We start from the raw sequence: 14,866 nt of genomic DNA, 5'->3' as shown, positions 1-14,866 counted from the left end.
GCTCGATAGTCGTTCGCTTCGAACACCTGGCCGACGCGATCCTGGTGCCAACGATCGAGTTGCGCCTGCATCCGATCGCGGACCTGCAACAGCTCTCTATTGATGGGCCCCAGCTGCGCAACGATCAACGCCGTTTCACGCCAAAAATGGGCAGCGCTGATACCAGTACCCGGGCAAATTTCACGCTCCACTAGGTCCACCAAGGATTGGGCAACGCTTAATCCGCCTATCTGAATCATCATCGTCATAGAATTCTCCGCCAACTTATGAAAATTAATATATTTCGATCATAGGGCGTCCAATTAGATTCACATAATATATATAAACAATACATCACATTCATAAATCGTATAAGTATAAAAACAGGGTCAAAAAAAAGGCCTAAAAGAGGCCCTTAGGTTAAAAATACGGCGCCGGAATTTCCTCGGCCACATCGATAATCAGACGACGAATCCAACGGTGCGCCGGATCATGGTGCAGCAACGGACTCCAGACCATCTTTAACAACAGAGAGGGGATTTCAAACGGCGGCGCTTTGACCGCCAGGCGCGGATTACGCGCCTGCAAATGTGCCGCTCGGGCCGGAATGGTGACAATCAGATTGTTTTCCTCGGCGAGCAGCATGGCCACCTGATAATGACGGGTAAAGACCGCTATATCGCGCTTCTTACCCATCTGATGGAGGATATCATCGACGAAACCGAGCTTCTGCACATCGCTTGGATCCACCCCAACACCCACACCATAGCCGGTCTTGCTGACCCAGACATGGCGGGATTTAAGGTAATTGGCCAGGCTAAAGTTTTCCAGAATGGGGTTATCGGTACTGAGCATACAGCAGAAGTTATCGGTCCAGACCGTCATCTGATGAAAGGATTGCGGCAACGTATCAAAGCGATTGATCACCATATCGACACGACCCTGCTCGACATCGGAAAAATTGACATCGCTGGGCGTCATCACATCGAGCGCCACGCCCGGCGCCTCGACCGTTAAACGCTTGAGCAGCGCGGGCAGTAGGGTCGATTCAGCATAGTCACTGGCCATGATCCGAAACACCCGCTGGCTCTCCAAGGCATCGAAGTGGGCGCGCGGTTGGACCACCTTTTCCAACGACTGCAACGCCAAGCGTAACATCGGCTCCAGCTCGCGAGCCCGTTCGGTCGGAGTCATGCCGTCGCTGGTGCGAATCAGCAGTGGGTCGCCAAATAGATCGCGCAGGCGACGCAGGCCATTACTCATCGCCGGCTGGCTAATACCCAACTTTTGAGCAGCTCGAGTAACACTTCGCTCGCGCAACAACGCATCTAAATAGACTAAGAGGTTCATATCTACTCGGTTTAACTGCATATTTTAATTCCTATAAACAAGAACATTATTTTTAGCGTAATTACGCTAAAAATATAAATTCTTCTGATTACTATTCACTATACGTATAACCAAAATTATACATATAAACTAGACGAATCATAGCCGCCTGCCTATTGTTTATACAGATCCAAGCAATATCCAGGGCGCCAGCGCCGCTTAATACACACCCAAAAGAGGTTCTTCAAGATGTCACAAGCCAAGGTTGCTACCTATAAAGACAGCGTGCAGGCCGCCGATCGCCTGAGCCAAGCTGCTGGCCCCAGTTGGGACCGCATCGATGCCGAAGCGGTAGCGCGCATGCGCACTCAGAACCGTTTTCAGAGCGGACTCGATATCGCCCGTTACACCGCCACCATCATGCGCCGCGATATGGCAGCCTACGATGGCGACAGCAGTCAATTCACTCAGTCGTTGGGTTGCTGGCACGGCTTTATCGGCCAACAGCAGATGATCTCGGTGAAAAAGCATTTCACCTCGACCCGAGGCAAGTATCTCTACCTGTCTGGCTGGATGATTGCCGCTCTGCGCTCAGACTTTGGCCCCCTGCCCGATCAGTCGATGCATGAAAAGACCGCCGTGGCCAGTTTGATTGAGGAGCTCTACACCTTCCTGCGTCAAGCCGATGCGCGCGAGTTGGGCGTTCTGTTTCATGCCTTGGATAGCGCCGTTAAAGCTGGAAACGACCTAAAGGAACGCAATCTAATTGCGCAGATTGATCAATATGAGACCCATATAGTGCCGATTATCGCCGATATCGATGCCGGATTTGGCAATGCCGAAGCAACCTATCTATTGGCTAAGAAAATGATTGAGGCCGGTGCCTGTTGCATCCAATTGGAGAACCAGGTTGCCGATGAAAAACAATGTGGCCATCAGGATGGCAAGGTCACGGTGCCGCATGAAGACTTTCATGCGAAAATCCGCGCGGTGCGTTATGCCTTTTTAGAGCTTGGTGTCGATGACGGTATTATCGTCGCACGCACCGATTCCTTAGGAGCCGGTCTTACCAAACAGATCGCCAAGGTCAGAGTCGCCGGCGACGCGGCAGACCAGTACAACAGTTTCTTGGATGTCGAAGAAGTGACGCCGCAGATGTTGAACCCGGGCGATGTGGTCCTGCAACAGGATGGCAAGCTGGTGCGACCCAAACGCCTGCCATCGGGCCTGTTCATGTTCCGGCCCGGTAGTGGTGAAGATCGCTGTGTGTTCGATTGCATCGCAGCGCTGAAGGCTGGCGCCGACCTACTCTGGATCGAAACCGAAAAACCCCATGTGGGCCAAATTGGCGGCATGGTTGACCGAATTCGAGCGGTGATACCGACAGCCAAACTGGTCTATAACAACTCGCCGTCGTTCAACTGGACCCTGAGTTTCCGCCAGCAACTGTTCGATGAATGGTCGGCGGCCGGCACCGACGTCTCGGCCTACTCACGCGCCGAGTTGATGCAGCCGAGCTATGACGATAGCCCACTCGGCCTAGAAGCCGATCGTCGCATCCAGCAATTCCAACTGGATGCGGCCAAGAATGCCGGCGTATTTCACCATCTTATTACCCTGCCAACCTACCATACGGCGGCGTTGTCGACTGACAACCTGGCCAAAGCCTACTTTGGTACCGATGGCATGCTGGGTTATGTTGCCGGCGTGCAACGACAAGAAATACGCCAAGGTATCGCCTGCGTGAAACACCAGCAAATGTCCGGCTCAGATATAGGCGATGACCATAAGGAATATTTTTCCGGAGACAATGCCCTGAAGGCAGCCGGTGACGATAACACCATGAACCAGTTCGGCTAGACCCGAGCCTTGGCAGGCGCTCGAACCAACCCGTTTATACCGCTAAAGGGCGACCCTAGGGTCGCCCTTTTTATTGCGCTGCACAATCAGCCTAAATTGGTTGGGTTGCAAGGCTCTTGCGGACCATACGCATAATCGATTCTTCTTGGGTCAGTTGGCCTATCTCGGCTCGGTTTAACCAGCGCAAAGCATTGGATTCATGACTCAGCACTAAGCTTTGCTCAGCACTAACAAACCAGAAGCGAACATCGAGATGCCAATGCTCCGGCTCCGACGGCCGCGCCGGAATGCGGTGCACGTCCAGATCAAAGATACCCGGTTGGGCCAGAACCAGATTGAACAACCCGGTCTCTTCCTGGGCCTCACGTAAGCTGGCCTGAGCCAGGTCAGCATCATCGGCATCGATGTGCCCACCCGGTTGCAGCCACATGTTGAGCTTCTTATGGTGCAGCAATACCGCGTGCTCACGCCGGACATCCGTTATCCAGGCCGAGCCGGTTAGGTGACCGGCCAGATTGGCACGCGACCAATAGTCCGGGTTAGCACGGACAAACTCAACGATAAATTCTTGCGCTTTCTGCTGGTCAGAATCCAGCGCACTATAGTCAAGCAGCTGGCCCAAGGCCTCTTGTTGCGAATACATGGGTGTCTCACGGACTAGGAACGAAACGGCACTCTACGCCAGTGGCTGGGCTGAGCCAACCATTTTGCGGTGCATGTAAGGGTCAAATGGACCGCGGACGCGACGGAAAAGCATGCCGGCAGATAGCATAGATGACCTGATAGAACTGCACCGACAGTCGCCCACTGTTATAGGTTTGGCCGTATTCGGCGCAGATCGCCTTGACCCGTGGCGCTAGTTGGGCATAACGATTCGCCGGTATATCGGGGAACAGATGGTGCTCAATTTGATGGCTGAGATTGCCGCTCAAGAAGTGAAACAGCTTCCCGCCGGTGATATTGCTGGAGCCTCGAACCTGGCGCACATACCATTGTCCGGGCTCGTTGTCATTGACCGCACTGGCCGGGAACAAGACCGTTTTCTCGGTAAAATGGCCGCAGAAGATAATGATAAAGGTCCACAAACTGCGAATCACATTGGCCGCCATGTTGCCGGCTAAGACCGATAGGAACATCGGCCCCGCCAATAGCGGAAAGATCAGATAATCTTTGCCCAGCTGCCACTTAATCTTCTGCCAGGCCTCGGGGTTTTGCCGCGTCAGGTGCTTAAAATAGTTCGTGCCCGGTTGCGGCTTAACGTTTAGGTTTTGCAGCGCCACGCCCCACTGAAACGCAAAGGCAAAGAAAAAGCTATAGAGCGGCTGGAGCAGATACCAGGGATGCCACTTTTGTTCGGCAAAGACGCGGATAAAACCATAGCCTATGTCCTCATCCTGCCCTTCAATATTGGTGTAGGTATGATGCTTGTAGTTATGAGTCTTACGCCAATTGTTGCTGGTGCCGAGAATATCCCATTCAAACTGCTTACCATTGAGGTGTTTATCTCCGATAAAATCATACTGACCGTGGATCACATTATGACCCAGCTCCATATTGTCGATAATTTTAGATAGGGCCAAGGCCGCCACGCCGATAAACCAGAACGGTGGAATAAAACTCAACATCAACGCCGCTCGACCGATCACACCCAGATAGCGCACCGCACGGTGGACGCGCCGAATGTAATCGGCATCGGCCTGACCGATTTCTTGTTTAACCTCGGCATGCAATTGATCGATGGCCGCGCCAAAGCGGCGCGTCTCATCGGCAGTCAATTCTTTGTACAGGGCGGTCATTACATCTCCAAGCTTATATCACTGAGGGCGGACTGGGTGCAGGGTTTAAAGCCCGATGCCATGGCCTCGTTGATGGAACGATCACCCTGATGTTGGGTGATGCCACTGATTTTATTGCAACTGCAGGTATTACAGGTGCCCCGGCGACAACCGGATGACACGGCCACGCCAGCCCGCTCCAAGGCGTTCAATAGATTGACCCCACTGGGCACGGTTACGGTTCGGTTCTGTTTGGTCAAGCGGACCTGAATCGGCACGCCGGCTTCGGCGGCCACCAGTAGCGGCGAAAAAGATTCGAACTGAAAGGTGTTTACCAGGGGCGAGAAGCGCTCCCGTATCTGGTCGACAAAGCCATCACTGCCGCAGGCAAAGGCTTCAAAGTCGGTCAATCGGCCCTTTAGCTCCTGAAACCAGGCTGAGGTTTCGGCCAAGAGTCTGGGCGTACCGTCGGCATTGCGTTCCAAAAATTGCGTTTCGAGAATCTTCAGCTCAAACCAGCTGTGCTTTTGCGCCAAATTTTTTAAGCGCTCAATAAAGACCAAGTCTTGGGTTGTTTTGCCCCAGTAGACCAGCTGCACCGGCTGATGGCGCATGGTCTGCGACCAACTCTCGAGCATAGAGATAATCGGTGTGATACCGATGCCACCGGCTAAGAATAGGGCCGGTTTTTGGGCGAAGCTATTGACCGTCACATCACCATACACCTCCCCCAAGCTAAAGCGCATGCCACGTTGGGCATATTGATTTAGATAGGAGCTGACCTTGCCATTGGCAACCTTGCGCGCGGTAATGCGAAAACACCGACCGCGCACACCGCTAACCGAATAACTGCGCTGGAAGCGGTGGCCATCGATTTCAATGCCGACATTAACGTGTTGCCCGGGCAATACGCCAACAAAATTGGCATTGGGCTTGAGCCAGATAGAGACTGTATTGGGTGTTTCTGAGACGACCTTCACGGCACGTGCCACTGCGGCCTGACGGCGCGAGAGAAGTCCTAGTTCGGCACACCAAAAATCGAAAACGGGCTCAGGGAGGACCATATTTCGAAACGACATCAGCGCATCAGAAACTTTTATCATACTTTTTACCGTCTAGTTAGACCGGCAATTATAATGAATTGTATACACTTGTCTAATAATGCTCTGCAGAGGGTCTCATTAGTGTTAAGTTAAGACCTAGCCGGGATACGACTTAAGGATGACCTGTGAGCCCATCAGAACGAGCAGCCAAACCGACGGTTGGCCGCAAAGCCACCATCAGCCAAGAACAACTTATCGCTGCGGCCCTTCGGTTGGTCGGCCCGCATCGTTCGATTTCCTCGCTTAGCCTGCGTGAGATTACCCGCGAGGCTGGCATTGCACCCAATAGTTTCTACCGGCACTTTAAGAGCACGGATGAATTGGCTATTTGTGTGATCGAACTGGCCGGCAGCACCCTGCGTAAGGTCATTGGGCAGGCCCGCTTTCGCGCTCAGGAGCGCAATAAAGGCATCGTGCGGATGTCGGTCGAAACCTTTATTGAACAACTCTATGACGACGGCCCCTACCTACCCATCTTGCTACGCGAAGGCGTTATCGGCTCTGACCGCTTTAAGCATGCGGTGCGTCAGCAGCTGAGCTTTTTTGAACAGGAGTTGACCGAGGACCTGATCGCGATCGCCGCCCGATCAGCCCTGTCACCGGCCGCACCGGCGCTCATTGCCCGGGCCATTACCCGCCTGGTGTTTGCTATGGGGGCCGATGCCTTAGAGATGCCCCAAGAGGAGCATCCTCTGCTAATCGATCAGATGGTGATTATGATCAAGATGCTCGTCACTGGCGCGTATCAACTAGAAAAATACCCACAACTGACGGACTGACATCGCCACGCACATCAGGATAACCATAGGCCGGATCAACCGAGCACCGCCCCAATAGATTGAATGGGCGCCCAAGGTGGCCCCCAGAGCCTGGCCCACCATCATCACTAGGCCGATCGACCAGATCACCTGACCGCCGAAGGCGAACAACACTAACGAGACGATATTCGAGGTAAAGTTCAAGGGTTTGGCGATAACCGTTGAGTCGATCAGAGTTTTACCCCGCAGCACCACGCTGCTGGCGGCAAAAAAAGAGCCGGTGCCCGGACCGAAAAAACCATCATAGAAACCAATCAGTGGGACTAGGGTTCTGCCCCAGAGGCGATCACTGATCCTGGCCCGACCTTCCTGCTCACCCAAATTAGGCACGGCAAAAAAATAGCCGGCAACGAGCAACAGCAGCAGCGGCATCACCCATGCTAGCCAGCTGGTGTCGATGCGTTGAATCAGCCAGGTACCAGCCAGGGCGCCTAAGGCCGTATAAGCCATCAGGCGCCCTAACCCAGCCGTCTTCAACCGGCCTTTAAGATAAAGGGTTAGGGTTGCCGACAGGGTCCCAACAAAGCCTTGGCACTTATTGGTCGCCAAAGCCTGGATGGGCGGAATACCGCACAGCAACAACGCGGGCAAGACCAGCAAACCGCCGCCACCGGCGAGGGTATCGACCCAGCCTGCGATGAGCGCAACGATAAATAATATACCGAGTAATTCAATAGGAAAGTCCATGCGGGGTCCAAAGTAAAGGTTCGCTGCAGCAGTCTGTCGATGGCGCACCTGCGGGCCTCGGATAGAGAGTCGGCTAGGTGATACAACAGGGTAGAAGTTAGCCAGGCGGCAAAGTCACCAGCTGGTCATCAAAGGCTGACCGGCGACCCTTCCTTGACCATGTCTGTCATTAAAATTTGTGAGACTTACCGATCTCACCCTGGCCGACTACTGGTCGATTGGCCTATTCTTCGGCCAATGAGGGCAGCAGACCGACCGCGGTCAAACTGCTCCATATTACCTGTTGTTCGTCACTGGTCTGCACATTGGTGACAATTAGGTGATAACGGGAATCGGCCATCGACCAATTCAGACTGGTGTGAATGGGCCGGTCATTAATCCGTTGATAGGCCTGGAACCAGAGGATTTCTGGCGATGTCATACTGTGCAGCATCTTATCGAATGCATCATGTCGGGTAATTTCAATGCTGAACTCCTGTTGCGCCTGACCGAGCTGAAATTCATAGACATCACCCAAGGGGTTGAACGGCTTCGCCAAGCGACGACTGGTCAAACCCTCTGAATCTAACCAGGCCCGCCATTCGTCCAGATGTTGCTCATCTTCGAAGCGTGCAAAATTCAGCCAGGCTTCCTGCTTACCTTCGTCCCATACCAACGCCATGTCCAGAGGAACGCGGAATTTGGTGGTGCGGGCCAGTGCTTCACGCATGGCGGTAACCGACAACAAGGCCTGTAATTCGCTCATATCAATAGGCCCAATCTGCACTGCCGTGTCGGCCAAATAAACTTGTGGTACGGGGGCTTGGTTCAACACCGTGCGTTTGCTAGCCAATTGGTTATCGTAGGCCGCTTTCTCAACTAACAATTTTTGCTCAGGCACCGGCGCCACATAGTCTTCGGCCAGCGTATTCATGCGCCGTATTTCTTCGGCGGTGTAAATCGGGTTGTCTAAGACCACCTTATCATCCATGGCCACTATTGGGTTTTCCACGCGCTGACCATTGCTGCCGAGAATCTTGCGGAACCGCGCACTCAGACCACTTTTACGCAATTCATGGTGCCAATATTTTAACTCGGCGAGGGTTTCCAGCTCACCAAGGTAAATGCCAACCGGCATATCATCCGAAGACTGGGACAGGAACACCGGCAAAGGTGCTTTTTGGTAGGCGCGTGAGTTGAAGAATTGACGCAGACCACGAAACTCTAAACTCCTTACCGCTTGCTGCATGTTGCCAAACTGACCCAGCTGCAGGGTAAAGGGGCCGGCTGGAAAACATTTGCACAACTCCGCCAAGCTCAGAATGGGTGGCAACGATTGGGACATAGTGCTGGGCACATATACCGGCACTGCGGTGTCGATGGTAACCGGTGGATTGTCAATTAGGGCCTGCTGCCGTTCCGCTTCTTGCTGTGCTTGAGCGGCCTCTTCAGCGGCTAAGGCTTTTTTGTCGACACCACCAAAGTTCAACCGCAAGCCATAGCGCCAGCGTGTTTGATCGGGGATTTCACCGGCCAACCAACCCTGATAGCCAGCATCGGCAAAGGCTCTAAAGCGGGTAAAGATGGGTACACTCAACCCGAGGCCGACTTGGTAGCCCGGTTGAAACATGGTGATCAGATCGTCAGTGCCGGCCTGTAACGCGTTGCCGGATAGGACCATTCCGGCCTGCGTTTGTAAGCGCAGGCCATCCTCGCCAAGCTGCCATAGGAGCCCGACCTCATATTGACTGAAGGCATGGCTTACCGCCGAACCGAACCCATCATAGGTCATACTATTAAGATATTGATAACCCAAATCCAAACCTAGGTGGTTGTCACCTATGATTTGCAGATGGGTCGCGACGCCCCAATCGTCCACTAGCGTCGAGCTGGCTAAACTGCCGTCAACACCATACTCCAGGGCATGCACCAGCGGCACGGCGAACATTAGCGCGACAGCAAATAGTGGGGGTCGAAATAATTTCAGGACTGACATAACAAAGAATCCAAATAGTCTTAATCAGTTTATCGCCCGACGGGTCAAAACATTTAGTACTATTTGCCGGCGATCGGTCCTGAGAGTTTACCCTATGGCCTTGAAATACAAGACTATTTAAAGATGCTCGGCAATAGCCAAGCCTAGCGGCGGGATTGGAGGTTAAAACCGGGATGTGAGGGCCTAAGCAGAAAAACTTATTCATTCGGATTTGGCAAGCCGACTCGCCTAAGCAAACGCGCTGCTAAGACCGATAGAACCCCACTAGCTTAAGGGTCCTATGGCAGGATGGGGTATTACTAGGCGACCTGCTGAACGCAGATCAATTGTCGCTCAAAATAGCGACACCCTGAACATTCAACTCTTCACGCACTTCGGGTCGGCATAGGTTTTTCAGCGTGTTGCGGTTCCCGTCGTCTCGTACTTTTGGTGTTTTGGAAATTACTTTCACAAAAGCCATAAGAGAATGTCTGGAGGGTCCGTTCCGTTTCATTTAATTTTGTTCCTGGAGGTCAGTTATCTTACGTTTCAGCACACAATATTTGAATTTGTGGCTAAGTCTCTAAAGCGTGTTAAATATAGAACACTTGCTGGTTAATTAACGAGCGATTTTTAAGACTAACATTATCAACTTTTACGACACAATGACGCTAGGACAGTCATATATTGGCGCATTACCAGCAATTGGCCGCTGCCATTTGTATTACAATCCCTTTTACTAATATGTGCACTATTTAACACAAGCGACATAATACTCCGAGCGACTCGGAAGAAGCTTGATTCAACTCAAAAGGTATTGGAGAAAACTGCGCTGATGGCCTGTGCAACGGCGAATCGATCTGGTGGAATCTACGAGCCCCCTATAGGCCGGTGGCGGCGCACAAGGCGTTTAACCTCTGGATTACCGCATCGCCGAGCTGATCGAGGCCCAGAACCTCACTCACGGCATTTAACTTAATCGCTTCCTTGGGCATGCCAAACACAACACAACTGGCCTCATTCTGAGCAAGGGTATAACAGCCCTGCCGCGCGAGTCTCAACATACCCTCTGCGCCGTCACGGCCCATACCGGTCAGGATCAGTGCTACGGTGTTGACCCCGGCACTGTGGGCCAGCGATTGAAATAGGACATCGACGGAGGGCCGATGGCCGCTGACCCGCTCTTGCTGGTGCAGGCGCACGCGATAATCGGCGCCAACCCGAATCACCTCCAGATGTTGGTCGCCTGGCGCGATATAGGCGCAGCCGGCCAGCAATCGTTCACCCTGCTCCGCTTCCTTAACTCGCACCTGGCAGAGGCTATTAAGTCGAGTCGCAAATGTTTTGGTGAAGCCCGGTGGCATATGTTGAGTTATCACGATTGCGGGCATGGCGGCTGGAAACTGCATCAATAGATACTTAATGGCTTCTGTCCCGCCTGTCGAGGCACCAATGGCTAATATTGTCTCGGAGCCGATGAGGTTATTGGACCCCGGTGCAATGCGATTCAGGCTGCTAACTTTGGGCTTAATGAGTCGGGCCTGGGCGGCCATCTTGATTTTAGTGCTGATCAATTCTTGGTAAGCCTCTATGCCCCGGCTGACATCAAGCATTGGTTTAGCAATAAAGTCCACGGCTCCCAATTCCAAGGCTCTCAAGGTAGCGTCTGCCCCCGCACTGGTTAGGGTCGAAATCATAATGACCGGTGTGGGCCGGGCCTGCATCAGGCGCGTTAGAAAGGTCAGGCCATCGACCTTTGGCATCTCGATATCGAGCGTGATCACATCGGGCTGCAACCGAATAACCATCTCGCGCGCGACGAAGGCATCGGGCGCGGCCCCGACCAACATCAGGGCCGGATCGGCTGCAATAAGCTTACCCAATAGGGCCCGAATCAATGCGGAGTCATCGACTACCAAGACTTTGATCATAGAGTTCAATCACCAAACAATTCAATATCGCCCATTATCGGCGTGTTACGGATACGCAAGCGATATGCGCTCTCCCGATCCAAAATGGTGCTGTTATGCAGTGCTTTGAGCTTGCGCACAAATACCTTACCGGTGGCCGGAAAAAAGTAGACTTTACGCGGGTAATTCTCAAGTAAATCGGAGGCCAAAATGGCGATGCGCTCGGTCTTTAGGTAGGCCTGGATGAAGCTTGCATTGCGCTGGCCAACTTGTGTGGCGGTGATGCCGCGCAACACATTGCCACCGCCAAATATTTTTGCCACCAAACTTGAACGACGCGCGCCCAGCTTGAGCATATGATTGATCAGTATTTCCATTGCATAGCCACCATAACGGGCCGAATCGCCCAGGATGTCCTGGTTCGCCGAGCTGTCGTTGGGCAACAAGAAATGATTCATACCACCAATCTTCAGCTTCGCATCACTTAAGCACACCGACACGCAGGAGCCGAGCACCGTTACGATCAGGGTATTGTCTCGGGTGGCGAAATATTCACCCGGCAATATCTTGACCGCGTCTTGATCAAAATGCCTATCGAAATACCGATTAGGAGCGAGGTGATTGTTGTTTAGATCAAAACTGTTTAAATCGAAACCCTGCATGCTAACCTCTCACCGGGTAATAGGTCGTTTGGCCAGCCAGTCGGACCACCTGCGCAAAGGCCGAGAAGTTTTCCGAGTGTCCGGCTATATAAAGGCCGTCCGAGGGGAGTAGAGCGACAAGCCGAGTCAGCAGCGCCAGTTGGGTCTGCTTATCGAAGTAGATCATCACATTACGACAAAAAATTACATCCACCGTTGACCGAATGGGCCAGCTAGGTTCGAGTAAATTTATTTGGGCAAACTCAACCATCCGTTTCAGCTCAGGAACCACCCGGACCTTACCATCCTGGCCGCCGGTGCCGCGCTGAAAGAACTGCTTGCGGCGTTGAGGAACGATCGACTCGATGCGCTCCCGTTTATAAATACCAGCCGATGCCGCAGTCAGCACATCAGTATCAATATCGGATGCAATAATCTCAACCGGGGTATCGAATTGGCCGTAATGCTCTGCGACGGTCATGGCAATGGAGTAGGCTTCCTCACCGGTACTGCTGGCGACGCACCAGATCCGCAGGTTGCCGGGATGATCCTGCAAATAGCCTTTGAGTATGTCAAAGTGGTGCGGCTCACGAAAAAAGGACGTCAAATTTGTGGTCAGGGCATTGATGAATTCCTGTGTTTCGGACGGGGTATTTTGTAAATAGACAAAATAATTCGCAAAACCTCCCACCTTTAGGCTCCTGATACGGCGCACCAGACGACTGTAAACCAGGGCATCCTTGCTGGTGTCGAGTTGAATACCGGCCAACTCATATAGCTTCGCTTGAACCTGTTCAAAATGCGCTTGGGTGTAGCTGAATTCTCGGTCCATGGTGTCCTTAAAACTCTTCCCACTCATCGGCAGCGGTCTCATTTCTTTTTAATATCGGAGTTTTTTTTACCGATTTGGCGGCGGCCGGCCGACTCACCATCGTTTTAGTGTCGTGGCCAATGCGCGCAGCGGCCGTCCCCGCCCCGCCACTGACGCCGTTCTCGTCCAAGGTAAAGGTCGACACCTGGCCCGTTAGCTGCTGGGCTTGGGACTGCATACTTTCTGCCGCCGCGGCGGCCTGCTCAACCAGAGCGGCGTTTTGCTGGGTCATTTCGTCCATCTGCACCACGGCTTTGCTGATCTCATCGATACCGGTCGCCTGCTCGGCCGATGCAGCCGCGATTTCAGCCATAATATCGTTTACCCGCTTAATGGCCGTTACCACTTCTTGCATGGTATCGCCCGACTTGCCCACCAAACTGTTCCCGCTCTCTATCTCGTTGACCGAATCGGAAATTAACTCTTTGATATCCTTTGCTGCGTTTGCCGAGCGCTGTGCCAGGCTACGAACTTCCGAGGCCACCACGGCAAAACCGCGCCCCTGCTCACCGGCTCGCGCGGCCTCCACCGCGGCATTGAGCGCTAATATATTGGTCTGAAATGCAATGCCATCGATCACCCCGATAATATCGGCAATTTTTCGCGCCGAGGCGTTAATTGAGGCCATAGTTTTGACCACCTGCTGAATTAACTCACCGCCATCGATCGCAATATTGGCTGCTTGTGACGCCAGAGCGTTGGCCTGGCTGGCGTTATCAGCATTGAGTCGAACGGTACCGGTCAACTCTTCCATGCTGGATGAGGTTTCTTCCAGACTCGAGGCCTGTTGCTCCGTGCGGCGCGACAAATCTGCGTTACCCTGGGCAATTTCGCTGGACGCGGTGCTGATGGTTTGGGCCGCAACTTTAATTTCGCCGATCATCGCAGTCAATTTCTCGGAGGTTTGATTCGAGTAGTTTTTCAAATCATCAAAGGTTCCCTCGTAATGGCCGTCGATGCGCGCGGTTAAATCACCTTCCGACAGCGCCATCAATACCCGAGCCACATCTTTAAGCCCCACTTCTGAGGTTTCAACTAAGCGGTTAAGATTTTCGGCTAACATTAAAATAAAGCCATCCTTACCTTGCGTTGCCACACGCACGGTAAAATCGCCCGCCGCTGCCGCCGACACCAGATGGCTGAGTTCCTGTTCCGCCATCACTTCCTTGGTCCGGTCCAACCATTCCACAACGGAACCTAAGCGCTCCCCCGCCTTGGAAAAGATCGGGCTGGCGGTCAGCCGAAAATGCAGAATACCGACTTGGATATTGCCGATATAAGTATCGGTCAACTTATCCAGCAGACCGCTTTGGTGACCCGGGTTTTTATGAAATTGATCCATGGATCCGCCGAGTATCTTATCGACTGAAAAATGCGCCAACGACTTGCGCAACTCCGCTTCCTGGGCCCGCAACATAGTCACAACCGATTTATTAAGGTAGATAATATTGCGCTCATTATCGGCAATCATGACATTGGTGCTGGTATTGTCGAGCGCTTCTAAGGTCCGGGCAGTGGTTATTTCGGCCAAGATAGCCTCGGTCCGATCAATCCATTCAACAGAGGTCCCCAGGTGCTCTCGATTGGCGCCCACAATAGGATTCAATATCAGCTTAAAGCTTAGGCCACCCAAACTAATGTCAGCTATATGGGTAGTACTTAAGCGCTCCAGCATCATGCGCTGATGGGCTGGATTTTTATGAAAGCTGTCAATATTACTGCCGATCAAATCGTCCACACTAAATTTCGGCAACTCCTTTCGAATAGCCGATTCAGATTTCCTTAACATCGTAATCACGGCCTTATTGGTATAGATGATTTCACGATTGGCATTGGCAATCATAAAACTGTTTCCGCTATTATCGAGCGCCTGCAAGAATTGATCTCGTTCGACCTGAAGTGCTGAACTTTTTTTTCCAAACCAATTGAATAGTGTCAT

General features: G+C 52.6%; 12 protein-coding genes and 1 pseudogene. 2 read left to right on the top strand and 11 right to left on the bottom strand.

Features of this window, described 5'->3' with window-relative positions; translation table 11 throughout:
• Together AC4FIC_RS02840 and AC4FIC_RS02835 are read right to left on the bottom strand one after the other, a co-directional pair.
• Positions 1 to 248 (bottom strand): annotated as a pseudogene (locus AC4FIC_RS02840) (malate synthase G); the annotation flags it as partial.
• 151 nt (positions 249 to 399) lie between these two features.
• Complete coding sequence (locus AC4FIC_RS02835; protein ID WP_100257201.1) at positions 400 to 1,350, bottom strand: LysR family transcriptional regulator; 951 nt, start codon at positions 1,348 to 1,350, stop codon at positions 400 to 402.
• 207 nt (positions 1,351 to 1,557) lie between these two features.
• Here AC4FIC_RS02835 and AC4FIC_RS02830 point away from each other — a divergent pair, with 207 nt between their 5' ends.
• Complete coding sequence (locus AC4FIC_RS02830) at positions 1,558 to 3,168, top strand: isocitrate lyase (protein WP_100257202.1); 1,611 nt, start codon at positions 1,558 to 1,560, stop codon at positions 3,166 to 3,168.
• A gap of 91 nt (positions 3,169 to 3,259) precedes the next feature.
• Here the strand turns inward: AC4FIC_RS02830 and AC4FIC_RS02825 are convergent, their stop codons facing one another.
• From AC4FIC_RS02825 to AC4FIC_RS02815, 3 genes are all read right to left on the bottom strand, one after another.
• Positions 3,260 to 3,811: an NUDIX hydrolase gene (locus AC4FIC_RS02825; RefSeq protein WP_100257203.1), complete on the bottom strand. Its 552-nt coding sequence runs from the start codon at positions 3,809 to 3,811 to the stop codon at positions 3,260 to 3,262.
• An 82-nt stretch (positions 3,812 to 3,893) separates the two neighbouring features.
• Positions 3,894 to 4,964, bottom strand: a complete 1,071-nt coding sequence (locus AC4FIC_RS02820; protein ID WP_100257204.1) for a fatty acid desaturase family protein — start codon at positions 4,962 to 4,964, stop codon at positions 3,894 to 3,896.
• Complete coding sequence (locus tag AC4FIC_RS02815; protein WP_100257205.1) at positions 4,964 to 6,046, bottom strand: flavin reductase family protein; 1,083 nt, start codon at positions 6,044 to 6,046, stop codon at positions 4,964 to 4,966. The genes AC4FIC_RS02820 and AC4FIC_RS02815 overlap by 1 nt, the downstream gene beginning before the upstream one ends.
• A gap of 125 nt (positions 6,047 to 6,171) precedes the next feature.
• Between AC4FIC_RS02815 and fabR the strand changes: the two genes are divergently transcribed.
• Positions 6,172 to 6,825, top strand: a complete 654-nt coding sequence (gene fabR / locus AC4FIC_RS02810; protein WP_100257206.1) for an HTH-type transcriptional repressor FabR — start codon at positions 6,172 to 6,174, stop codon at positions 6,823 to 6,825.
• Here the strand turns inward: fabR and AC4FIC_RS02805 are convergent.
• The 6 genes from AC4FIC_RS02805 to AC4FIC_RS02780 form a co-directional block, all read right to left on the bottom strand.
• Positions 6,796 to 7,551, bottom strand: coding sequence for a TSUP family transporter (locus AC4FIC_RS02805; protein ID WP_100257207.1), 756 nt, complete (start codon positions 7,549 to 7,551; stop codon positions 6,796 to 6,798). The two genes, fabR and AC4FIC_RS02805, sit on opposite strands and share 30 nt — an antisense overlap.
• Positions 7,552 to 7,774: 223 nt before the next feature.
• Positions 7,775 to 9,526 carry a hypothetical protein gene (locus AC4FIC_RS02800; protein ID WP_100257208.1) on the bottom strand — a complete coding sequence of 584 codons (1,752 nt, stop codon included), beginning with the start codon at positions 9,524 to 9,526 and terminating at the stop codon, positions 7,775 to 7,777.
• A gap of 860 nt (positions 9,527 to 10,386) precedes the next feature.
• Complete coding sequence (locus AC4FIC_RS02795; protein ID WP_100257209.1) at positions 10,387 to 11,436, bottom strand: protein-glutamate methylesterase/protein-glutamine glutaminase; 1,050 nt, start codon at positions 11,434 to 11,436, stop codon at positions 10,387 to 10,389.
• Positions 11,437 to 11,441: 5 nt separating this feature from the next.
• The gene (gene cheD, locus AC4FIC_RS02790; RefSeq protein ID WP_100257210.1) at positions 11,442 to 12,077 is read right to left on the bottom strand and encodes a chemoreceptor glutamine deamidase CheD; all 636 of its coding nucleotides are present in this window, start codon (positions 12,075 to 12,077) and stop codon (positions 11,442 to 11,444) included.
• Position 12,078: 1 nt separating this feature from the next.
• On the bottom strand, positions 12,079 to 12,915 hold the full coding sequence (locus AC4FIC_RS02785) for a CheR family methyltransferase (protein WP_227003645.1): 837 nt from the start codon (positions 12,913 to 12,915) through the stop codon (positions 12,079 to 12,081).
• Positions 12,896 to 14,866 (bottom strand): methyl-accepting chemotaxis protein, encoded by a 1,971-nt coding sequence (locus tag AC4FIC_RS02780; RefSeq protein ID WP_100257212.1) that lies wholly within the window; start codon positions 14,864 to 14,866, stop codon positions 12,896 to 12,898. The genes AC4FIC_RS02785 and AC4FIC_RS02780 overlap by 20 nt, the downstream gene beginning before the upstream one ends.

It is taken from the genome of Reinekea sp. (genome assembly GCF_982785585.1).
Note: the sequence above shows the minus strand (reverse complement) of the source record. Positions and strands in the feature narration are given on the sequence as shown.